22 protein-coding genes are annotated in these 20,407 nt (G+C 64.4%); 8 read left to right on the plus strand and 14 right to left on the minus strand.

The window, feature by feature from the left end:
• Positions 1 to 112: 112 nt before the first annotated feature.
• A complete protein-coding gene (gene rpsB, locus SMD10_RS16465; RefSeq protein WP_331686816.1) occupies positions 113 to 973 on the minus strand; it encodes a 30S ribosomal protein S2 in 861 nt (286 codons plus the stop codon).
• Positions 974 to 1,164: 191 nt separating this feature from the next.
• On the minus strand, positions 1,165 to 2,040 hold the full coding sequence (locus tag SMD10_RS16470) for an EipB family protein (protein WP_331686817.1): 876 nt from the start codon (positions 2,038 to 2,040) through the stop codon (positions 1,165 to 1,167).
• Positions 2,041 to 2,138: 98 nt separating this feature from the next.
• Between SMD10_RS16470 and SMD10_RS16475 the strand changes: the two genes are divergently transcribed.
• From SMD10_RS16475 to SMD10_RS16490, 4 genes are all read left to right on the plus strand, one after another.
• Positions 2,139 to 2,603, plus strand: a complete 465-nt coding sequence (locus SMD10_RS16475; protein WP_331686818.1) for a RidA family protein — start codon at positions 2,139 to 2,141, stop codon at positions 2,601 to 2,603.
• 1 nt (position 2,604) lies between these two features.
• Complete coding sequence (locus SMD10_RS16480; protein WP_331686819.1) at positions 2,605 to 3,339, plus strand: glycerophosphodiester phosphodiesterase family protein; 735 nt, start codon at positions 2,605 to 2,607, stop codon at positions 3,337 to 3,339.
• A 76-nt stretch (positions 3,340 to 3,415) separates the two neighbouring features.
• A complete protein-coding gene (locus SMD10_RS16485) occupies positions 3,416 to 4,651 on the plus strand; it encodes a GNAT family N-acetyltransferase (RefSeq protein WP_331686820.1) in 1,236 nt (411 codons plus the stop codon).
• Positions 4,652 to 4,717: 66 nt separating this feature from the next.
• Positions 4,718 to 5,140, plus strand: a complete 423-nt coding sequence (locus tag SMD10_RS16490; RefSeq protein WP_331686821.1) for an HIT family protein — start codon at positions 4,718 to 4,720, stop codon at positions 5,138 to 5,140.
• Positions 5,141 to 5,184: 44 nt separating this feature from the next.
• Here SMD10_RS16490 and SMD10_RS16495 read toward each other — a convergent pair whose 3' ends face one another.
• The 3 genes from SMD10_RS16495 to clpS form a co-directional block, all read right to left on the minus strand.
• Positions 5,185 to 5,814: an NUDIX hydrolase gene (locus SMD10_RS16495; RefSeq protein ID WP_331686822.1), complete on the minus strand. Its 630-nt coding sequence runs from the start codon at positions 5,812 to 5,814 to the stop codon at positions 5,185 to 5,187.
• Between the two features lie 119 nt (positions 5,815 to 5,933).
• The gene (clpA, locus tag SMD10_RS16500) at positions 5,934 to 8,390 is read right to left on the minus strand and encodes an ATP-dependent Clp protease ATP-binding subunit ClpA (RefSeq protein WP_331686823.1); all 2,457 of its coding nucleotides are present in this window, start codon (positions 8,388 to 8,390) and stop codon (positions 5,934 to 5,936) included.
• Between the two features lie 8 nt (positions 8,391 to 8,398).
• Entirely contained in the window at positions 8,399 to 8,737 is a 339-nt protein-coding gene (gene clpS, locus SMD10_RS16505) for an ATP-dependent Clp protease adapter ClpS (protein WP_432757262.1), read from the minus strand.
• A gap of 525 nt (positions 8,738 to 9,262) precedes the next feature.
• On the opposite strand from clpS, the gene SMD10_RS16510 reads away from it, so the two are divergent.
• Positions 9,263 to 10,849, plus strand: coding sequence for a D-alanyl-D-alanine carboxypeptidase (locus SMD10_RS16510; RefSeq protein WP_331686824.1), 1,587 nt, complete (start codon positions 9,263 to 9,265; stop codon positions 10,847 to 10,849).
• A 44-nt stretch (positions 10,850 to 10,893) separates the two neighbouring features.
• Here the strand turns inward: SMD10_RS16510 and SMD10_RS16515 are convergent, their stop codons facing one another.
• From SMD10_RS16515 to SMD10_RS16530, 4 genes are all read right to left on the minus strand, one after another.
• Positions 10,894 to 11,592 carry a DnaJ domain-containing protein gene (locus tag SMD10_RS16515; protein ID WP_331686825.1) on the minus strand — a complete coding sequence of 233 codons (699 nt, stop codon included), beginning with the start codon at positions 11,590 to 11,592 and terminating at the stop codon, positions 10,894 to 10,896.
• Complete coding sequence (locus tag SMD10_RS16520) at positions 11,589 to 12,308, minus strand: vWA domain-containing protein (protein WP_331686826.1); 720 nt, start codon at positions 12,306 to 12,308, stop codon at positions 11,589 to 11,591. The genes SMD10_RS16515 and SMD10_RS16520 overlap by 4 nt, the downstream gene beginning before the upstream one ends.
• 78 nt (positions 12,309 to 12,386) lie before the next feature.
• Positions 12,387 to 12,824: a DUF1489 family protein gene (locus SMD10_RS16525; RefSeq protein WP_331686827.1), complete on the minus strand. Its 438-nt coding sequence runs from the start codon at positions 12,822 to 12,824 to the stop codon at positions 12,387 to 12,389.
• 152 nt (positions 12,825 to 12,976) lie between these two features.
• Positions 12,977 to 13,105, minus strand: a complete 129-nt coding sequence (locus tag SMD10_RS16530; RefSeq protein WP_331686828.1) for a hypothetical protein — start codon at positions 13,103 to 13,105, stop codon at positions 12,977 to 12,979.
• 220 nt (positions 13,106 to 13,325) lie between these two features.
• On the opposite strand from SMD10_RS16530, the gene SMD10_RS16535 reads away from it, so the two are divergent.
• Positions 13,326 to 14,096 (plus strand): DUF599 domain-containing protein, encoded by a 771-nt coding sequence (locus SMD10_RS16535; protein WP_331686829.1) that lies wholly within the window; start codon positions 13,326 to 13,328, stop codon positions 14,094 to 14,096.
• 11 nt (positions 14,097 to 14,107) lie between these two features.
• Here the strand turns inward: SMD10_RS16535 and SMD10_RS16540 are convergent, their stop codons facing one another.
• The 3 genes from SMD10_RS16540 to SMD10_RS16550 are packed head-to-tail and all read right to left on the minus strand — an operon-like array spanning position 14,108 to position 17,143.
• On the minus strand, positions 14,108 to 14,902 hold the full coding sequence (locus SMD10_RS16540; protein ID WP_331686830.1) for a YdcF family protein: 795 nt from the start codon (positions 14,900 to 14,902) through the stop codon (positions 14,108 to 14,110).
• A gap of 55 nt (positions 14,903 to 14,957) precedes the next feature.
• Positions 14,958 to 16,313, minus strand: coding sequence for a mechanosensitive ion channel family protein (locus SMD10_RS16545; RefSeq protein ID WP_331686831.1), 1,356 nt, complete (start codon positions 16,311 to 16,313; stop codon positions 14,958 to 14,960).
• Entirely contained in the window at positions 16,313 to 17,143 is an 831-nt protein-coding gene (locus tag SMD10_RS16550) for an aldo/keto reductase (RefSeq protein WP_331686832.1), read from the minus strand. Before SMD10_RS16550 ends, SMD10_RS16545 begins: the two co-directional genes overlap by 1 nt.
• Before the next feature lie 105 nt (positions 17,144 to 17,248).
• Here SMD10_RS16550 and SMD10_RS16555 point away from each other — a divergent pair, with 105 nt between their 5' ends.
• On the plus strand, positions 17,249 to 18,211 hold the full coding sequence (locus SMD10_RS16555) for a heparan-alpha-glucosaminide N-acetyltransferase (protein WP_331686833.1): 963 nt from the start codon (positions 17,249 to 17,251) through the stop codon (positions 18,209 to 18,211).
• Positions 18,212 to 18,224: 13 nt separating this feature from the next.
• Here SMD10_RS16555 and SMD10_RS16560 read toward each other — a convergent pair whose 3' ends face one another.
• Together SMD10_RS16560 and mgtE are read right to left on the minus strand one after the other, a co-directional pair.
• Positions 18,225 to 18,617 (minus strand): MerR family transcriptional regulator, encoded by a 393-nt coding sequence (locus SMD10_RS16560; protein WP_331686834.1) that lies wholly within the window; start codon positions 18,615 to 18,617, stop codon positions 18,225 to 18,227.
• A 54-nt stretch (positions 18,618 to 18,671) separates the two neighbouring features.
• Positions 18,672 to 20,084 (minus strand): magnesium transporter, encoded by a 1,413-nt coding sequence (gene mgtE / locus SMD10_RS16565; RefSeq protein ID WP_331686835.1) that lies wholly within the window; start codon positions 20,082 to 20,084, stop codon positions 18,672 to 18,674.
• A 168-nt stretch (positions 20,085 to 20,252) separates the two neighbouring features.
• On the opposite strand from mgtE, the gene SMD10_RS16570 reads away from it, so the two are divergent.
• Positions 20,253 to 20,407 (plus strand): transposase family protein (locus tag SMD10_RS16570; protein WP_331686841.1); only part of this gene is annotated, 155 nt, incomplete at its 3' end.

Consider the following 20,407-nt stretch of genomic DNA (forward strand, 5'->3'; position numbering starts at 1 on the left):
CTTTCATCAAGAGGCGCACACTCCGGAGAGGTGCGCCAGGGATATGACACAGGGATGAAACGCATCCGATCCGATGCCGTCGTCGACGGAGCCGAAGACGGCGAATGGGCGATCAGCTCGCCGCCGCCTCTTCGGTAGCGGCCGGTGCCTCTTCGGTGGCAGCCGGGGTTTCTGCCGCAGCCTGATCCGCAGCGGCCGCCTCTTCCGACACGATCGGCGCTTCTTCCATGGCCGGCTCGACCGGAGCCTCTTCCATCGCGCCGATGTCAACGCCCAGGGCGCCCTGCTGGCGTGCGATGCCGTCGATGGCCGCCTTGGCGATCAGGTCGCAATAGAGCGTGATCGCGCGAGCCGCATCGTCATTGCCCGGAATCGGGTAATCGATGCGCGCCGGATCGCAGTTCGAGTCGACGACGGCAACCACCGGAATGCGCAGCCGCTTGGCTTCGTCGATGGCGATCGATTCCTTGTTGGTATCGATCACGAAGATCATGTCGGGCACCGAGCCCATGTCGCGGATGCCGCCGAGAGCACGTTCGAGCTTGTCGCGCTCGCGCTGCAGCGTCAGGCGCTCCTTCTTGGTGAAGCCCTGCGCCTCGCCGGCGAGCAACTCGTCGAGCTTGCGCAGCCGCTGGATCGAGTGCGAAATCGTCTTCCAGTTGGTCAGCATGCCGCCGAGCCAACGGGCGTTGACGAAGTACTGGGCCGAGCGCTGTGCCGCTTCGGCGACGATCTCGGAAGCCTGACGCTTGGTACCGACGAAGAGAACGCGGCCACCCGAGGCTACGGTGTCGCTGACCGCCTGGAGCGCCTGGTGCAGCATCGGCACCGTCTGGGCCAGATCCAGGATGTGGATGTTGTTGCGCGCGCCGAAGATGAACGGCGACATCTTCGGGTTCCAGCGGTGGGTCTGGTGGCCGAAGTGAACGCCGGCTTCCAGAAGCTGGCGCATGGAATAGTCTGGCAGAGCCATCGATGGTGTCCTTTACCGGTTAAGCCTCCACGGATCGAAGCGGCCGGATGCCGCCACCGGTGGGATAGTCGCCATCAGGCGTCGATCCCGGTCTCCGTGTGTGGAATGGCGCGCCCCTTACACCATCAATCGCCAATGGGCAAGGACGCGGCCGCTGATATGGCGATGGAAAGCCGGTTTGAAAAGGGCGGCTACGGGCAGGCCGGCGCGTCGAGATAATCCAGCGTCGAGAGACCGCCCTCGAGGGCGTAGCTGCCATAGTCCAGCAGGAGTTCGTCCGACACGCCGTTTTCGTAGAGCCGGTAGGCGGTCCGAAAGATCGGCATCCCGTCCTCGTTGCTGTCGGCGGAATAGTAGGATTCGCTGACGCGCCAGGATTTCAGGCCGGCAAGCGCGGACCGTATGGCCTGCTTGCCCTTGGCGTCGCCGCCGTCGGGCTTCGTCTGAGCCGTCGCCTGCTTGCTGTCCGGCTTGGGGCCGGACCGGCCCGCCGTTTCGGCATCGCGCGTGGCGTCCGGGATGATGATCGCGGTGCTGGTCAGCAGCTGATTGGCATCCTGGTCTCCGTCGAAGATCGGCACCTCGACGATACGGCGTCCCATCTCGGCCTGCTCGATCAGTTCGACCGTATGCTTCATCGGAAACACCGACAGCGGCAGCTCGAAAGTCTGCGCCGCAGGCTCCTCCAGCTCGACGCGTGTTGCATTGCCGTCGTTCACCGCTTCGCCCTTCGTCACCGAATGCTGCACGCCGTCCACGAAGGCCTGTGTGGTGAACTCGAAACGGTCGCCCGCCATGGTCTCTCGCGAGGTCGTCCGCTGATCGGTGAGAATCATCTCCTGATCCTCGACGAATCTTGCGACGAAACGGTAGTTCAGGTCGAAGTGGTCGCAGCTGTTGTGCAGTTCGAGCGCGATCCGGCCTTGTGCGTCGATGATGTCCTGACCCTGCTGCGCCAGCGTCAGGTCGTAGACGGCCCGGTGCGAGGCGATCGCCGGCCCCGCGCTGGCCGCCGACGGAACGAGCATCGAGACCAGGGCGGCCGGAAGAACGAAACGAGGCGGCATGCGATGCAATTTCCTTCGAATGCGAGCGGCCGACAGGCGACCGAAGACCCGACAACGTGCTAACACGCAATCCCAACGATCGGAACGAGGGAAATGGAATGACCGACAGCATCGAAGATCGTCTCGCGTCCTGTGGTGTCGAGCTGCCACAGGCGGCTGCCCCGGCCGCGAACTACGTGGCCGCCATCACGTTCGGCCGGACACTGCAGCTATCCGGTCAACTTCCGATGGAAGCCGGGCAGCTCGCCGTCACCGGAAAGCTCGGGGCCGGCGTCTCTCTCGAAGAGGGCCAGCGCGCCGCCCGCCTATGCGCCATCAACATCCTCGCCCAGGTCAAGGCGGCGCTCGATGGCTTCGACCGTGTCCAGCGCTTGCTCAAGCTGTCGGTCTTCGTCGCCAGCGCGCCGGAGTTCGTCGAGCAGCACAAGGTGGCCAACGGCGCCTCGGATTTCCTGGTGGAGATTCTCGGCGACAAGGGCCGCCATGCCCGTTCGGCCGTTGGCGTTCCGGCTCTGCCGCTCGACGCTGCGGTCGAAATCGAAGCGTTGTTCGAGGTCGACTGACATGTCGGCCGCCTTCAAAGGCTCGCTCGACTTTCTGACCCGGCGGCCGATCGCCCATCGTGGGCTGCACGATGGCAACCAGACCGTCTGGGAAAACACCATGTCGGCGTTTCGGGCTGCGCGCGATGCCGGCTTCGGGATCGAATGCGACGTTCACCTGTCGGCCGACGACGTCCCCGTCGTTTTCCATGATAGCACGCTCGACCGCGTGACCAACGAAACGGGGCGGCTCTGCGACCGGACGGCGGGCGAACTCGCCAAGATCGCCGTGGGCGGCACGGCCGATCACATCCCCTCCTTGACCGATCTTCTGGACCTCGTTGCCGGCGCCGTGCCGCTGGTCATCGAGATGAAGAGCGACAGCGCCACCAACGATGCCCATTTCCTGGCGACGCTCCTGCCGCTCGTCGCCGGCTATGGCGGCCCGCTGGCGTTGATGTCGTTCGACGAGGGGCTGATTGCCCAGGCGCTCGCCGCGCACCCGCCCTGCCCCATCGGGCTCACGGCGGAGGGAACGGCGCCGGCGGAATTTGCCCGCCATCGCCGGGTGTTCGAACGCGGCTGCTCCTTCGTTTCCTACAACGTCCATCATCTGCCGAACCCATTCATCTCCTGGGTTCGCGACGATGAGAAGCTGCCGGTCATCTGCTGGACCGTCCGCACGCCGCAGGACGTGGCCGTGAGCAATGCCCATGCCGACCAGATGACGTTCGAGGGCTTACGGCCCGGGCCCTGAGCCTCATCCCATCGCGGCGCTGCAGTGCAACAGGTTGTGACTTGCCCGCTGCTTCGGCAGCGGTAGCTTGCTCTTGATGAAGACAGATCAATCTTCCACAGCCGCCGACGGATCCTCCGATGGTGTCCTGTCGGTGCGCGTTGCCGACAAGATCGCCGACATTTCCGCCGAAACATGGGATCGGATGGCCGCCACCTCGCCGGCGGGGTCCTGCCACGGGCGGCCGGACAATCCGTTCGTACAGCACGCCTTTCTGGCGTCGCTGGAGGATAGCGGCTGCGTCGGGCGTCGCGCAGGATGGCTGCCTCAGCACCTGATCCTGGAACGCGGCGACGGAACGCCGATCGCGCTCGCTCCCGCCTATCTGAAGACCCACAGCCAGGGCGAATATGTCTTCGACTGGGGTTGGGCCGACGCCTTCGAGCGGGCGGGCGGGCGCTATTATCCGAAACTGCAGATCTCGGTGCCCTTTACTCCGGCGACGGGGCCGCGCCTGCTGGTCGGCAGCGAGCCCGACGCCGAGTTTCGCCGGCTGGCGCTCTGCGAGGGGATCAAGGCCTATACCGGCAAGCTCGGGCTTTCATCGGCCCATGCCACATTCCTGACGCCCGACGATCTTGCCGCCATGCGGTCGCGCGACTTCCTGCACCGGACCGACAAGCAGTTCCACTTCGTCAATCGCGGCTATGCGTCCTATGACGACTTCCTCGCCACTCTGACCTCGCGCAAACGCAAGGCACTGAAGAAGGAGCGACGCGAGGCGCTGGCCGACGGCATCGACGTCGAATGGCTGACTGGCAAGGACCTGACGGAGGCCGCCTGGGATGCCTTCTTCGAGTTCTACATGGATACCGGCAGCCGCAAATGGGGCAGCCCCTACCTCAACCGCCGCTTCTTCAGCATCGTCGGCGAGCGGATGGGCGACCAGATCCTGCTGGTGATGGCGCGGCATGCCGGACGCTATGTGGCCGGCGCCCTCAACTTCGTCGGCCGCGACACCATCTACGGTCGCTATTGGGGCTGCGTCGAGGACCACCCGTTCCTGCATTTCGAGCTCTGCTACCATCAGGCCATCGACTACGCGATCGCCAACAAGCTGGCGCTGGTGGAGGCCGGTGCGCAGGGCGAGCACAAGCTGGCTCGCGGCTATGAGCCGGTGACCACACACTCCGCCCACTATATCGAGCATCCCGGCCTGCGCGCCGCGATCGAGGACTATCTGGAGCGCGAGCGCGAGGACATCGCGGACCTCACCGATAGTCTCGGCGAACATACCCCATACCGGAAAGGCAACGGCGACCAGGAGGGCTGAGCCCTGGCCTGTGCGGCCACGAACGCCTAGACTTGGGGCTCACAGGCACCAACCGGACGATTTCCCATGCAGACCTATGACGACGGCAACATCTTCGCGAAAATCCTGCGCGGCGAAATCCCGAGCCACAAGCTCTATGAGGACGATGCGGCGCTGGCCGTCATGGACGTGATGCCGCAGTCCGAGGGCCACTGCCTGGTGATTCCCAAAGCCCCGTCGCGCAACATGCTCGACGCCTCCGACGAGACGCTGGCCCGGGTCATGCCGGTCGTCGCCAAACTCGCGCGGGCGGCCAAGACAGCGTTTGAGGCCGATGGCGTCTTCGTCTGCCAATTCAACGAGGAGCCGGCGGGCCAGACGGTCTTCCACCTGCACTTCCATGTGATTCCTCGCTACGCGGGGGTGGACTTGAAGAAGCACGGCGGCGGCATGGCCGACAACGACATGCTGGCCGAGCAGGCCGAGAAGATCCGGCAGGCGCTGGCCTGAGCCGTTTCCGGGGCCTCCGATCCCGCCTCAGACGATGGTCCCGATCAGTCGAACTCGGTCGGCAGATCGGGTTCGCGCCAATGGTCGAACATGCGCCGAAGTTGTTGCGGCAGAACCCGGCTGAGCGATAGGTCTTCCGGCAGTTCGTCCTCAGCGAACCATCCGATCTCCGAGGTCTCGAGGCTTGTGGTCGCCGCGCCGCCGACTCGTTCGCAGATGAAGAAGGCCTTGCTGCAGGAGAAGACCCTGTCGGGATGCCCCTGCCGCGTGCGGTCCCAGAGCGCGGCCAGTTTTCGGGCCCGCACCTCGAAGCCGCTCTCCTCGCGAACCTCCTTCACGACGTTTTCGGCGGCCGAGAAATTGACGTCGGCCCATCCGCCGGGCAGCGTCCATCGTCCGCTATCCGCCACCTCGCGGACCATCAGGACGCGACCGCGTTCGTCGAAGACTGCGCCGCGCACGTCGACCTTCGGCGTCGCATAGCCCGTCTCGCCGGCAAACAGGTCCTCGATCCAGTCCGCATCGACGCCGCTGTGCGTGGCCATGATCTGCGACGCCATCACCCGCAGCATCTCGTACCGCTCGCGGTCGTAGGCATCCTTGGCGAAGGTCAGCCCGCTCTGGGCAATCGCCTGCAAATCCCGCGACCATCTCAGCCAGTCCGGTTCGGCCATCGTCGCCTCCTGCAACAAACAATGCGGGCAGTATCCGCCCCGCCAAAAGGAAACCCCGCCGTATGGGGACGACGGGGCTCTAAACTATTGGCCGGGTCGGCCTTCACTCCGGTCGGGGGTCACGAGGACTTCCGCGGCACCTTCGGGACTGCGCTGGAGCGTTTGCCGCCGGACTTCGGCGCCGGAGCGGAACGCGTCGAGGCGTCTTCGCCCGAGACGTCGCCGGCCACGGCTTCCGCCGGCTCCTTCTTGCGCGAGCGCGGCGGCCGCTTCGGCTTGACCGGCAGTTCGTCGGACAGCGCCTCCAGTTCGAGAGACTTCTCGCCGTCCTTCTCCACCACGCTGACACGCACCGTTCCGCCGCGCTTCAGCTTGCCGAACAGTACCTCGTCCGCCAGCGGCTTCTTGATGTGCTCCTGGATGACGCGGCCCAGCGGCCGTGCGCCCATGTGCTCGTCATAGCCCTTGTCGGCCAGCCAAGCGATGGCGTCCGGCGTCAGGTCGAAGGTAACGCCACGCTCGGACAGCTGAGCTTCCAGCTGCATGACGAACTTCTCGACCACCTGATGAATGACCGGAGTCGGCAGCGCGCCGAACGGAATGATCGCGTCGAGACGGTTGCGGAACTCCGGCGTGAACATCCGGTTGATCGCTTCCTCGTCGGCACCGGTGCGCTGCGACGGGCCGAAGCCGATCGAAGCCTTGGCCATCTCGGCGGCGCCCGCATTCGTCGTCATGATCAGGACGACGTTGCGGAAGTCGATACGCTTGCCGTTGTGATCGGTCAGCTTGCCGTGGTCCATCACCTGCAGAAGGATGTTGAACAGGTCCGGATGGGCCTTCTCGATCTCGTCGAGCAAGAGGACGCAGTGCGGATGCTGATCGACGCCGTCTGTCAGCAGGCCGCCCTGGTCGAAGCCGACATAGCCCGGAGGCGCGCCGATCAGCCGCGAGACGGTGTGCCGCTCCATGTATTCCGACATGTCGAAGCGCAACAGCTCCACCCCGAGGCTGGCAGCGAGCTGTTTGGCCACCTCGGTCTTGCCGACGCCGGTCGGGCCGGAGAACAGGTAGCTGCCGATCGGCTTCTCCGGCTCGCGCAGGCCTGCCCGCGCCAGCTTGATCGCCGAGGCCAGCGCCTCGATCGCCTTGTCCTGACCGTAGACGACGCGCTTCAGCTGCTCGTCCAGATTGGCCAGCACCTGCTCGTCGTCCTTGGAAACCGTCTTGGGCGGGATGCGCGCCATGGTCGCGACCGTCGCCTCGATCTCCCGGATGCCGATCTGCTTTTTGCGCCGCGATTCCGGCAGGAGCATCTGTGAGGCTCCCGTCTCGTCGATGACGTCGATCGCCTTGTCCGGCAGCTTGCGGTCATTGATGTAGCGCGACGACAGCTCGACGGCCGACCGGATCGCCTCGTTCGTGAACTTCACATGATGGAAGTCCTCGAAGTAAGGCTTCAGACCCTTGAGGATCGACACCGCGTCCTCGACGCTTGGCTCGTTCACGTCGATCTTCTGGAAGCGGCGCACCAGAGCGCGGTCCTTCTCGAAGAACTGGCGAAACTCCTTGTAGGTGGTCGAGCCGATGCAGCGGATCGTGCCGGACGACAGCGCCGGCTTCAACAGGTTCGAGGCGTCCATCGCGCCGCCCGAGGTGGCGCCGGCGCCGATCACCGTATGGATCTCGTCGATGAAGAGAACGGCCCCAGGATACTCCTCGAGCTCCTTGACCACCTGCTTCAGGCGCTCCTCGAAGTCACCGCGATAGCGTGTGCCGGCGAGCAGCGTGCCCATGTCGAGCGAGAAGATCGTCGCGTCGGCCAGGACCTCCGGCACGTCGCCCTCGACGATCCGCTTGGCGAGGCCTTCGGCGATCGCCGTCTTGCCGACGCCGGGATCACCGACATAGAGCGGATTGTTCTTGGACCGGCGGCAGAGCACCTGAATGGTGCGGTTGATCTCGTCGGCGCGGCCGATCAGCGGGTCGATACGGCCCGCACGGGCCTTCTCGTTCAGATTGATGCAGTAGGCGCTGAGCGCGTCCTGGGCGTTCTTGCGCCGCCCCTCCTCGTCGGAGCCGAGCGTCGACTGCTCGTCCTCGGCGCCACGCAGCGGCCGGCTCTCCGAGGCGCCGGGGCGCTTGGAAATGCCGTGAGAAATGAAATTGACGGCGTCGTAGCGCGTCATCTCCTGCTCCTGCAGGAAATAGGCCGCATGGCTCTCCCGCTCGGCGAAGATGGCGACCAGCACGTTGGCGCCCGTCACTTCCTCGCGCCCGGAAGATTGGACATGGATCACCGCGCGCTGAATGACGCGATGGAAGCCTGCCGTCGGCTTCGATTCTTCCTCGTGACCGGTCACGAGATTGGCCAGTTCGGTATCGATGTACTCCGTCAGGTTGGCACGCAGGACGTCGAGGTCGACACTGCAGCCCCGCATCACAGCCGCCGCGTCCTTGTCCTCGATCAGAGCCAGGAGCAAATGCTCCAAAGTCGCGAACTCCTGATGCCGCTCATTGGCGTAGATCAGGGCCTGATGCAGCGACTTTTCCAGACTTTGCGAAAATGTCGGCAAGCTTCACCTCAATTCTTTTCCATCACGCATTGCAGCGGATGCTGGTGCTGACGGGCGAAATCCATAACCTGCGTGACCTTGGTCTCCGCAACCTCGTAGGTGTAAATCCCACACTCCCCAACACCGTGGTTGTGCACGTGCAGCATGATCTGGGTGGCCGCTTCACGATCCTTCTGGAAGAAACGCTCGAGAACGTGAATGACGAACTCCATCGGAGTGTAATCGTCGTTCAGAAGAAGGACTCTGTAAAGGCTTGGCTTCTTCGTTTTCGGTCTCGGCTTCGTGACGACCGACGTTCCGCGGTCCGTGCCGGTTCCGTCGGTCTTGTCCGCCTGGGCGCGTATCACCCGGGTAAGGACGCCATAGGAGCCACCGTCGTTCACTTCACCACCTTTTGCCGCTGAACAGATGTAAGAACCAACCCACGCGAATTTAAGGCGTAAAACCGCCGTCGAAAAGTCGGTTGGCCCATCATCGAGCACGCATATGGGCATTGCGTCGGACCGATCGAACCCGTCGGACGGATCACCGTGTTGTGATCGCCCCCTCTGATCCGCCGTGAGCCCGTGATCAGCTTGGCATCGGCGCCGCCGATTTGATAAGACTCACTGAGCATTAGATTCGCAATGCCTCCACGGGCCTGTTCAAGGACGCGCGGCTGCCTCAGGATGGACTCGAACTCATGCTCCAATTTGTCTTGATGCGTGGCGAATCGAGAAAGCTCCCGGCAACCATAAACCGATTGGTAACATCGATCGGACTAGGGTGCGGACATTCGAAAAGGAGACGAAGCCTTTGAGAGCTTTCGTGTCCTTGAGCATCGGGTTTTTGGGCGGAGACCGCCCACCGCTCGAAGAGACGAGAGAAAACTTGTGCGCATCGCTTTCCCGAGCCTGAAGTCCGCCACTGCCTGCCTCGTGAAAATTGTTGGTGCTGTCGCCGTCGGCGCGGTGTTTGCAACTCAGCTGTCGACGCCTGCGGCTGCCGCCAACGAGAAATATGCGGGCTTCGTCATCGACGCCAACAACGGCAACGTCCTGTATTCGAGCCATGCAGACGAGCCGCGCTATCCCGCCTCGCTGACGAAGATGATGACGATCTACCTCACCTTCGAAGCCTTGCGTGAGGGGCGCATCTCCATGTCGACGCAGATGCCGGTCTCGAGCTACGCGGCCGCCCGGCCTCCTTCGAAGCTCGGTCTGAAGCCCGGCTCGACGATCAGCGTCAGGGACGACGTCCTCGGACTGATCACGCGGTCGGCGAACGACGGCGCCGTGGTACTGGCGGAATTTCTCGGCGGTTCGGAAGCGAAGTTCGCACAGATGATGACCGCCAAGGCGCGCCAGCTCGGAATGCGCAACACCGTTTTCAAGAATGCCAACGGTCTGCCCAACAGCGCCCAGCACACGACGGCGCGCGACATGGCGACCCTCGGCATCGCCCTGCGGGCGCATTTCCCCCAGTACTACAGCATGTTCGCGACGCGCTCCTACACCTTCCGGGGGCAGAAGATTCCGGGCCACAACCGGGTCCTCGACCGCGTCGAAGGTGCGGACGGCATCAAGACCGGCTTCATCAACGCCTCCGGCTTCAACCTCGTGACCTCGGTCAAGCGCGACGACGGCCGTAACGTCGTCGCCGTCGTCCTCGGTGGCCGGACCGGCACGAGCCGCGACAACGAGATGGTCGATCTGCTCGGCAAGTATCTGCCGAAAGCGTCGACACGCAGCAGCGGACCGCTGGTCGCCTCCTACAGCCCGTCGGCGTCGTCCGGCCTGCCCGAGAATGTTCCCGTGCCGACGGCTCGCTTCAATGCCGTCATTCCGGCCGACGCGGTCGCCGTGGCGGTCGCACCGCAGCCGCAGCCGCAAATGGTCGCCGTGGCCGCGCCGGCCCCGACCTCTCAGCCGCGCGAGATGACGATCGAGGAACGCATCGCCATGGCCTATGAGATGGACGAGGCCGCCGCGATCCCTGCTCGGACCCCGATCCCGAACGAGCGTCCGATCCTTGGCCGTGAAGCCCTTCGTCAGGCCTTGATGACGCCTGCTCGCGGGCCGGCGATCGAAATCCCGACGGCGGTCGGCTACGCCCCGTCCGCCCCGTCCGCCCCGTCCGCCCCGGTGCCGCCGGCAGCCATTCCCGGCGGACGCGATCTCGATCCCACCACCACGGGTTCGATCGCCGTGGGCGACGCCGAGCTGTCTCCCACGTCGCCCTGGGTGGTCCAGATCGCGGCCGTGCCGGAGCGCCAGAACGCCATGGCCATGCTGAGCGAGGCCAAGAGCAAGGTCGGCAGCGCGCTGAGCGATGCTCAGCCGTTCACCGAGACCGTCGATAGCCAGTCCCAAGTGCTTTACCGCGCGCGTTTCGCCGGGTTTACCACCAAGGACGAGGCTTGGGACGCCTGCGCCGCGCTGAAGCGTCATTCCTACGCCTGCTACGCGGTCGCCAATTGACGGCACCCCGTCCATCCATGAGTAAATATCAAGAGTATCAGGACCTAGCGATGTCGATCGATCAGAAGGGCCTTCGCCTCGTTGATGCGGGCGGCCAGAAAGTCGGTTCCGCCGTGGTCGGGGTGAACCCGCTTCATCAGGCGGCGATGCGCCTCGCGGATTTCCGCGAGGGTCGCTCCCGGCTGAAGCCCAAGGATCTGGTAGGCCTGCTCCTGTGTCATGGCGCCCGCGCCTGGCGCGGATCCCAGCCCGTCGCCCGCATTCGCATCAAAGCGCTCACGCCAGCCGGAAAGTCGGCGGTCAAGATAAGCTTCCAGTAGCCGGACGCTGTCGGCATCGGCCGCAACCTCGCCGAGCAATTTTCGCAGATCGGCCTCGTTCAAGCTGGCAAGCGGCCGGCCCTGAAACGGGCCGCTCAGTACCTCGCCCTCGATCTCACCTGTGTCGTGATCGAGGGTCATCGCCAGATAGGCACTGCGCACGCTCGATGTTCGAGCCGAAGAGGTGGCGCCGCCTGCTGCCCCAAAACGCGAACGCCGCAACGCCGCCAATCCGAGGCCGGCCAACGGCAGGCCGATCGCCGCCCGGCCGATCAGGGCCAGCACGCCGCCGATGGCGATCAGCGCGATGGGGCCGGCGCGGCGCAGCCATCGCGCGAGCGTTTCCGCCGGGGTGTTGAGCAGGATGCGGATGAGCGAGATCACGACCACTGCAAAGGCGGCCGCCGACAGCAGATAGATCATGGCCCCGTCGCGCCCGGGCGCCGCATCTGCTCGAGAAGCAGTCGGCCTTCCTGGCTGATGTCGCGTTCGAGCGCCGCATATCCACCAGAGGCGAAGGCCGCCACGGCCCGCAGCAGGTTCGACAAGGCGGCCGCGGAGCCCTCGTCGAAACGCAGATAGGCGCCGCCGGACAGCCGCGCGATCTCACGAAACGCTGTTTCCACCGTGCTCTCCCGTCCTTCCTGAACCATGAAGCATGGCAGGCCGAGAACGCCGAGTTCGCCTGCAGCGCGGCAGAGATCGTCGACACCCTCTTCCACGGCATCGCCGATGAAGACCAGGGCGTTGACCCGGTGCCGGCCCGTCTCGCGGCGCGCGTGGGCGAGCACCTTGGAAATCTGCGTATGGCCGCCCCGGCAGTCGATGCGGGTCATCAGGTCGCGCAGAGCTGCTGCATCGCCGACCCACTTGGAGGCGCGGCATTCGGAAAACCCGCGATAATAAAGGAGCTGCACGGCAAGCGAGCCGATGCCCTCGACGGCGGTGAACATCTCGCCCTGAAGCCGGCAGGCGCGATCCCAGGTCGGCTGGCGGCTCATCGTTGCATCGAGCGCGAAGATCAGGCGGCCGCGATCCTGGATCGATCGGCCGGCTTGCGCCAGAAACGTATCGACGTCGAGACTGTCGGATCGGGCGCTGGGCAGGCCGTCGCTTGTACGGGTCAGGTCGGCGGGCATCGATCGGTTCCTCCTGGGCGAGATGTGGTTCCTCGCACCAGATCAGGCAAGCCGCCGGTCAATGCCGACGGCCGATCATCAAAGCAGGCCGAGGTCCGAAAGCTCGCGGCGCAGATGGACCGGCAGGGACATCATCCCCTCCTCGCCCTCTCCTGCATCGGGGGGCGCATCGGCTGCATCCAGATAACGCCACCCCTGAAAGGCACGCCGCGGCTGCCAACGGGTCGCCACGAGCCGAGGGTCGAGTACGATGTGGCAGCGACTGATCCCCTCGGCATCGACCACGGGGCGCAGGGCCAGGATTTTCTGGCGGACCTGAACCTGCCCCTTGATGACCCAATAGAGCGATCCGCCGTTGACGATCTCGTCCGCGCGCTTGGGGAACATCCGGGTCTGATGCCGCTGCTCGAAAGCCTCGCCCTGCGCTTCCGCCAGGCGCCGCCGCTCGTCGATCCACGAGCCGAGGTCCTCGACACTGTCGGCGCCGACACAGAGCTTGATCATATGCAGAGGCATCGCATCTCACTGCCGCGCTGCTATCTCGCGGTCAAGCGAAAGCAGTCACTGCGGACGGCAAAGCTGTGCACGGACCAGAGAACTCCGATGTCGTTCGGCCAGCCGGCCCAAACGGCATCCAAAATCCTTGCGGTGCGACGTCTGTGGTCTGATCAGCCCGCCGCGGCGACGGCGACGGTATCCACACTGCCGAAGAGATAGGCGAGCGCCAGAATGGCCATGAAGGCGGCAACCGTCCAAACGGTGACGCCCCAGCACGACTTGTGCACGCTGTCTTCCATGGATCGCTATATTTTCCCAAACACTGAGGGCAGGTCGTCTTGGTGTCCCCCACCAGACCTGCGGCGCGTTAAATATCTATAAACCATCTCTGCCACAAGCCCCATGCGAATTTCGCACGCAAGCCATGCGCAAGGCAGAAGCCGCAGCGGGTTAATATGGTGTGGCCGAAAAGGTCAAGGCCGGGTCGTCCGGCACCCACAGCACAGGAACGTCGAACACATGCCGAACTTCGATTGGATGGATGCGGTCGCCATCGTGGTTTTCCTGGCGGGATGGGTCGCTTATTCGTGGCTGAACGACGCCAGTCCGGTGCGTCGATATGCCCTCAGCTTTCTGATGAACGAGCAGCGCCATCACTGGATGCGAGTGATGCTGGACCGCGATTTCCGGATGATCGACACTGCCATCATGGGCGGCTTGCAGCAGGGCACGGCCTTCTTCGCCTCGGCCTGCATCTTCGCCATCGGCGGCTGTTTCGCCTTGCTGGGCTCGGTCGACCGCATCGCCGCCATTTCGGCCGATCTGCCGTTTCACGGCGTTTTGGAGAAGTCGCTGGTCGAGACGAAGCTGCTTGGCCTGGTGGCGATCTTCGCGTTTTCCTTCTTCAAATTCGGCTGGGCCTATCGGCTGTTCAATTATTGCTCGATCCTGATCGGCGCGGTGCCGATGCGGAACGAAGCTGTGAAGGATCCCAAGGCCGCCGGCCTCGCGCTCGACCGCGCGGCGATGATGAATCGCCTCGCCGCCATGCACTTCAATGCCGGCCTGCGGGCCATCTTCTTCGGTATCGCCTACCTGGGCTGGTTTCTCGGACCCAGCTTGCTGATCGTCACGACCGTCTTGACCATCGTGATCCTGGCCCATCGTCAGTATTTTTCGCCGGCGCATGCCGTCGTCGCGCTCTCTGATAAGGACGAGCGGCCAAGCGGCGCCGGTTGGGACTGGCATATCGAGGACAGTTCGCCGCCTGACGGCGGCTCGATGATGTAGCAGCCGGCAGGTCAGCGGGGTGCCGGAAACACGGATTCGATTCGCCCCGTCCACCAGTAGGCCAACAGACCGATATATTCGCGCAGAGCGATATCCACCTTTTCGACGTTGCGCGTCACCATGGTGGACGGGCGCCAAGCAACGGCGCCCGCCGGCGTGCGATAGTCGACCGGATAGGGAATCACGTCGAAGCCGACCTTGCGGAAGCAGCCGACCGCACGCGGCATGTGAAAGGCCGAGGTGACCAGCAGCCATGTGTCGCCTGGCTGCGGATCGACGAGCGCGCGGCTATGCTCGGCGTTCTCGACCGTGTTGCGTGACTTGCCCTCCAGAATCAGGCGATCGCGCGGCAGTCCCATAGCGTCGAAGAAGGCGGCGGCCGGTCGAACCTCCGGGATATCGTCCTCCAGAATGGCCGCCACGCCGCCGGTAAACAGGATCTTCGCATCCGGATAGCGCCGGGCGAGCGTCACCGTGGCGGTCAGGCGATCGGCCGCTTCGTTGAATTCCACAAGGTCCCGCGTGCGCGCCACGCGCGTATCGAAGGAGCCGCCCAGCACGACAATGCCCGTGACCGTTTCCGGCAGTTGCGGTCGCGGGAAGCGATTTTCCAGGCCGCTCATCATTAATAGGCCCAGCGGCGAAAACACCACGATAAGGAGAGCGACGCATGCCAGAACCAGCGCCGTCGTTCCCAGCCGTGGGACGCCGAACCAGCGCAAGACCAAACCCAGCGCGCCGAGAAGCACGATCGCGGCCAGAGGCTGGATGACGAACCAGACGATCTTGGACAGGATGAAAAACACGAAGGCCCCTTCGAGACTCGGGCAGGGTGGCGGACGGCACGACTGCGCAGTCCGCTCATGTCGGCGGCGGCTCGGCGGCCGCTGCAGCGGCCGCGATCTCCCCGTCCGATCGCGGCGCTCCCATCGTAATCGGCGATTTGAACAGCACCTCGCGATGCGGATAGGGAATCTTGATCCCGTTCTCCTTGAACGCGTCCCAGATCGCAAGCAGCACCTGGCCGCGCACGTTGGCGAGACCGGCGGGGGGATCGGTGATCCAGAACCGGCAGATGAAGTCGAGCGAGGATTCTCCGAAGCCGGTCATCCAGCAGACGGGATCCTTGTGCGAGACCACGCGCTCCGGCGTCCTGGCGGCCTCCTTGGCAACGCGAATGACCTCATGCGGATCGGAGTCGTAGGACACGCCGAAGGTCACGTCGATGCGCACCAGTTCGTCGGTGAAGGACCAGTTGATCACCCGATTGGTGATGAAGTCCTCGTTGGGGATCAGATATTCCTTGCCGTCGCGCGTCACCACGGAGACGAAGCGCGCCCGCAACTCCCGGATCCAGCCAAAGGTTTCGCCGACAGAGATCGTGTCGCCCGGCTTGATCGAGCGGTCGAGCAGGATGATGATTCCCGAGATGAAGTTCGACACGACCTTCTGCAGGCCGAAGCCCAGACCGAGGCCGATAGCGCCCGAGAAAACCGTGAGTGCGGTCAGGTCCACCCCGACGGATGCAAGGGCGATGGCCAAGGCGACGAAGATGAGGCCGATCTTCAGGAACTTGCCGATCAGCACGCGCAGGGTTGGCGTCAGTTCGTCGCTGCGCTGAACCCTTCGGTCCAAAAATCGCCCGACGATGTTGGCGATCCACAGTGCGATTGCCACGACTGCGATCAGCTTCAGCACCAGAAGCGCCGAGATGCGGGCCGCGCCGACGGTGATGGCGGCGAGGTCGAGCGCGGAGGTGACAGGAGCCGTTAGATCGAGAATCGACAGCGCCGCGACGATCCACGCGACGGCCGTGATCAGACGGGCAACCACACGGTTGCGGATGATGCGAGATCCGATCGCGATGACCAGATAGGCGAGCGCCAGCGAGAGGACGATCGATACGAGGCGAAGCCGTTGGCCGGCCAACGGCCCATCGACCAGTGTGACCGCCCACAACAGAACGACGAAATAGACCAGCCGCAGCCGGCGCATGAAGGCCACGACGATGCGCAGGATGCCAGGCGCGCCCTTGATGCGCCGCGCCTGCGCTTCCAGCGCTCCGTGGGTCAGCCACGCCAGCACCCAGGCCAACAGATAGGCCACCACCACGACGCCGAGCTGCAACAGCGTGACCGGCTGGCTGAGATAATCCAGAAAGTCCTGGGCGCGATCGAACAGCGACCGGCCGAAACGCGCGACTTCCTCCTCGTCCATCAGGCGCGGTCCCAGTTCGGCGCGAAGGTCGGATCAACGAGCCGTTGTCGCCGTCCCGTCAGCGCGGTGATTGACGCATGTTCGTCCTTGGTCAGCTCGAAATCGAAAATGTCGATATTTTCCTTCAGCCGCTCGGGCCGGGACGTGCAGGGAATGGCGCCGACGAGTTGCTGTTCGATCTCCCAACGCAGGACCACCTGCGCCGGCGTCTTGCCATGCCGCTCAGCGATCGAGCGGATCGTCGGATCGGCAAGGACTTCGCCTCCCTGGCCGACGGGGGAGTAGGCGATCATGGCCATGTCGTGCCGCTCGCAGCAGGCGTACACCGCCTCTTGCGACAAAAACGGATGATATTCGACCTGATTACAGACCAGCGGCGTGGAGGACATCGCGTCGGCCTCATCGACCATGGCGCTGGTGAAGTTGGCCACGCCGATGTGCCGCGCCAGGCCCTTGGCCCGCGCCTGGTTGAGCGCGTCGATCGATTCCTCCAGCGCGATCTCCTGGTTCGGCCAATGGATGAGCAGCAGATCAACTTTTTCCAGGCCGAGCGCATCGAGGGCCTGCCTCGCGGACGGGACCAGACGCTTATCGGAGATGTCCGTCCACCAGATCTTGGTGGTGACGAACAGTTCGCTCCGATCGATGCCGCTCAGCCGAATGCCCTCGCCCACTTCCTTCTCGTTGTCGTAGATGCGCGCGGTGTCGATGTGGCGATAGCCGGCATCGATGGCGCGCGCGACCATCTCGACGCCATGTTTGCCCTTAAGGGGGTAGGTTCCGAAACCGATGGCGGGAATGGACGCTCCGCTGGCCTCGATGTTCTTCATGACGTGTCCTTGATGTGTCATCTACCCGCTCGCCCGCCTCTTGCCGACAGAGCGCCAACACAGAAATAGGACGCGTTGATGCGTTTCCAGTTCAGAGGTTTTTCCGTGTCCGAGCGTTCTTCGCCCGCGTCTTCCTCTCGCATCATGCTTCTCGACGTCTCCCGTGCCCTCGCGCTGATCGCCATGGCGGTCTACCATTTCGGCTGGGATCTCGAGTTTTTCGGCTATCTCGCCCCCGGCGTCACCGGCCACGGCGCTTGGCGCCTGTTTGCGCGAACCATCGCTTCGACGTTTCTCGTCCTCGTCGGCCTCAGTCTGGTGCTCGCCCATCGGCGCGGTGTCCGCTGGCCGGCGTTCTGGAAGCGCGAGGCCCAGATCGTCGCCTCCGCGCTGACGATCACGGTGGCGACCTTCTTCTTCACGCCGGATGCCTTCGTGTTCTTCGGCATCCTTCATCAGATCGCGCTGGCGAGCCTGATCGGCCTGATCTTCCTGAAAACGCCCTGGCCGCTCACTGCGGCCGCCGGAGCCATAGCCATCGCCCTGCCCTGGCTCTACGGCACGCCGATCCTCAATCCTCGCTGGCTGGCCTGGACCGGCTTGGCCGAACATCCGCCGCTGTCGACCGACCTCGTGCCGGTGTTTCCCTGGACCGGGGTCGTGCTTCTGGGCCTGGCGACGGGCCAGCTTCTCTCAAACCGGGCGCTCTGGGATCGCCTGCGCGGGATGAACGCGCTTCTCGCCCCGGCTCGCCCGCTCGCCTTGGTCGGTCGGCACGCGCTGCTGTTCTATCTGCTGCATCAGCCGATATTGATCGCACTGGTCTGGATCTTCGCGCAGATCGCGCCGCCGAATCCGATCGACGTGTTCCGCGACCAATGCCAGGCGAGCTGCATCCCGATGCGGGACGAGGCCTTCTGCCGTCGCTACTGCGCCTGTGCGCAGGAAAACCTGGTCAGCCAGGGTCTGATGGACAGTCTGGTGTCCGGCACGCCGACGCAAGACGAAACGGACCGGGTCCACGCCATGGCCGCGCAATGCACGGCCGAGGTCGAGCAGGCCGAATAACGTCCGGATCCCTTCAGGAGCCGGAAGCGACACCCAGCTCCGCCATGCGGGTCAGGCAAGCCTCCTCGGCGTGGTCGAGTTCGACCATCATGTCCTCGATGTCCCGCTGTTTCTCTTCCAGGTCGCGGCGCTTGTCGGCCACGCGGCGGACCATCGTGCGGAGTGCCGCCACCTCGTCGGGCACCGTCTGCTGGATCTCCAGGATCTCGGCGATCTCGGCCAGGGTGAAGCCGAGCCGCTTGCCACGCAGGATCGTCTTGAGCAGCTCCCGGTCGGACTGACGATAGAAGCGCGATCGGCCGCGTCGGAGCGGCGCAATCAGGCCTTCGTCCTCGTAGAAGCGGATGGTGCGGGTCGAAATGCCGAACTCGCGTGTCAACTCGCTGATCGTATAGTAGCCGCGCATCGGGACGCCCCCACTCCACCTCGGTCATCAAGCGACCGGGCCGCCCGATGGCCTTCATTGCAGGCCGAACCACCAGGCCGCAATCCCGAGAAAGGCGAAGAAGCCGACGACGTCGGTCACGGTCGTCACGAATACGCCCGACGCGATCGCCGGATCCGCGCCGACGCGCTCCAGCACCAGCGGGATCAAGATCCCGGCCAGCGCCGCCGCCAGCATGTTGATGATCATGGCAAGCGCGATCACCGTTCCCAGGTCCTTGCTGTCGAACCAGAAGCCCGCCAGGACGCCGATCAGCAACGCGAAAAGCAGGCCGTTCAGGAGGCCGACCAAAGTCTCCCTGCGGATGATCCGGCCCGCGTTGTAGATGTCGATGTCCCTTGTGGCGAGCGCGCGCACCGCAATCGTCATCGTCTGGGTGGCGGCGTTGCCGCCCATCGAGGCGACGATAGGCATCAAGATCGCCAGGGCCACCATCTGCTGGATCGTGGCGTCGAACAGGCTGATCACCAGGGACGCGACGATCGCCGTGCCCAGATTGATCAGGAGCCAAGTGAAGCGCGAGCGCACCGCCGTCGTCACTGTATCGGACAGCTCTTCGTCGCCGACGCCGCCCAGGCGCCGGATGTCTTCCTCGGCCTCTTCCTGGATCACGTCGACCACGTCGTCGATGGTCAGGATACCGACCAGACGATCGTTGTCGTCGACCACGGCCGCCGACAGCAGATCGTACTGCTCGAAGATCTGCGCCGCCTCTTCCTGGTCGGTCTCAGCCGGAATCGCGTGGCGGGTCTCGTGCATGATGTCTTCGATCTTGATCCGGCGCTTCGTGCGCAGGATCTGGTCGAGATCGACCGCGCCGAGCAGCTTGTAGGACGGATCGATCACGAAGACCTGGGAGAAGCGGTCCGGCAGTCCTTCCTCTTCGCGCAGATAGTCGATGGTCTGGCCCACCGTCCAGAATGGCGGCACGGCCACAAACTCGGTCTGCATGCGCCGGCCTGCAGACTCTTCCGGATATTCCAGCGCGCGCCGGAACCGGATTCGTTCGCGGAACGGCAGCTGCTCGAGGATCTCCTTGCGATCCTCTTCGTCCAGGTCCTCCAGAATGTAGACGGCGTCGTCCGAATCGAGCTCGCGCACCACCTCGGCGATCTGCGCATTCGGCATCGCCTCGACGATCTGCATACGGATCGTCTCGTCCACCTCGGTGAGCGCGGTGAAGTCGAAGTCCGCGCCCATGAGCCGGATCAGCGCCTGCCGATCGTCGGCGCTCAGATGCTCCAGGAGATCGCCGAGTTCGGACTCGTGCAGGCCGCCGACATGGTCACGCAGATAGCCGGTATCGCGGCGCTCGATCGCCTCGACGATGCCTTGCAGCCAAGCGGACGAGATGGCGCCGTCCTCGTCGTAGAGGACCGGAAGCGTCTGCGGTTCGGGCGTGTCGTCGATTTGCTGTGGCTCAGCCATCACCGCCCTCCGCTGTGTGCCGACGATCGAGGGGCTTCTTTAGAGGAAATTCAGAGCCGCGGAAAGCGATCCATGCGCCCTTCCAGGGCTCCGAACTCAAATGACATTGGGTGACGGGTTGCGCAGAGACTGATTCCATGGCGGCGGTTGATTCGAGGAGCCGCCGCCATGTCGCCTACTGCCGATGCCCTGGGCCCCAAGTCGCGTCTGGCTGTTCTGCTGGAGCATTTCGGCGAGATCGAGGATCCGCGCGACGTCCGGCGGATTTATCATCCATTGCCGGAGATCCTGCTCCTCGTCGTCTGCGGGTCGATGGCCGACTG

It is taken from the genome of Consotaella aegiceratis, from assembly GCF_036541425.1.
Classification (GTDB): domain Bacteria; phylum Pseudomonadota; class Alphaproteobacteria; order Rhizobiales; family Rhizobiaceae; genus Consotaella; species Consotaella aegiceratis.

What these genes read in the sequence shown, in the direction of transcription:
- SMD10_RS16485 (WP_331686820.1), top strand. Translation starts at nt 3,416, where the DNA reads ATGAAGACAGATCAATCTTCCACAGCCGCCGACGGATCCTCCGATGGT.
- mgtE (WP_331686835.1), bottom strand. Translation starts at nt 20,084, where the DNA reads ATGGCTGAGCCACAGCAAATCGACGACACGCCCGAACCGCAGACGCTT.
- SMD10_RS16550 (WP_331686832.1), bottom strand. Translation starts at nt 17,143, where the DNA reads ATGAAGAACATCGAGGCCAGCGGAGCGTCCATTCCCGCCATCGGTTTC.
- SMD10_RS16525 (WP_331686827.1), bottom strand. Translation starts at nt 12,824, where the DNA reads ATGCCTCTGCATATGATCAAGCTCTGTGTCGGCGCCGACAGTGTCGAG.
- SMD10_RS16535 (WP_331686829.1), top strand. Translation starts at nt 13,326, where the DNA reads ATGCCGAACTTCGATTGGATGGATGCGGTCGCCATCGTGGTTTTCCTG.
- SMD10_RS16490 (WP_331686821.1), top strand. Translation starts at nt 4,718, where the DNA reads ATGCAGACCTATGACGACGGCAACATCTTCGCGAAAATCCTGCGCGGC.
- SMD10_RS16545 (WP_331686831.1), bottom strand. Translation starts at nt 16,313, where the DNA reads ATGGACGAGGAGGAAGTCGCGCGTTTCGGCCGGTCGCTGTTCGATCGC.
- SMD10_RS16470 (WP_331686817.1), bottom strand. Translation starts at nt 2,040, where the DNA reads ATGCCGCCTCGTTTCGTTCTTCCGGCCGCCCTGGTCTCGATGCTCGTT.
- rpsB (WP_331686816.1), bottom strand. Translation starts at nt 973, where the DNA reads ATGGCTCTGCCAGACTATTCCATGCGCCAGCTTCTGGAAGCCGGCGTT.
- SMD10_RS16515 (WP_331686825.1), bottom strand. Translation starts at nt 11,592, where the DNA reads ATGATCTATCTGCTGTCGGCGGCCGCCTTTGCAGTGGTCGTGATCTCG.
- SMD10_RS16520 (WP_331686826.1), bottom strand. Translation starts at nt 12,308, where the DNA reads ATGCCCGCCGACCTGACCCGTACAAGCGACGGCCTGCCCAGCGCCCGA.
- SMD10_RS16495 (WP_331686822.1), bottom strand. Translation starts at nt 5,814, where the DNA reads ATGGCCGAACCGGACTGGCTGAGATGGTCGCGGGATTTGCAGGCGATT.
- SMD10_RS16560 (WP_331686834.1), bottom strand. Translation starts at nt 18,617, where the DNA reads ATGCGCGGCTACTATACGATCAGCGAGTTGACACGCGAGTTCGGCATT.
- SMD10_RS16480 (WP_331686819.1), top strand. Translation starts at nt 2,605, where the DNA reads ATGTCGGCCGCCTTCAAAGGCTCGCTCGACTTTCTGACCCGGCGGCCG.
- SMD10_RS16475 (WP_331686818.1), top strand. Translation starts at nt 2,139, where the DNA reads ATGACCGACAGCATCGAAGATCGTCTCGCGTCCTGTGGTGTCGAGCTG.
- SMD10_RS16530 (WP_331686828.1), bottom strand. Translation starts at nt 13,105, where the DNA reads ATGGAAGACAGCGTGCACAAGTCGTGCTGGGGCGTCACCGTTTGGACG.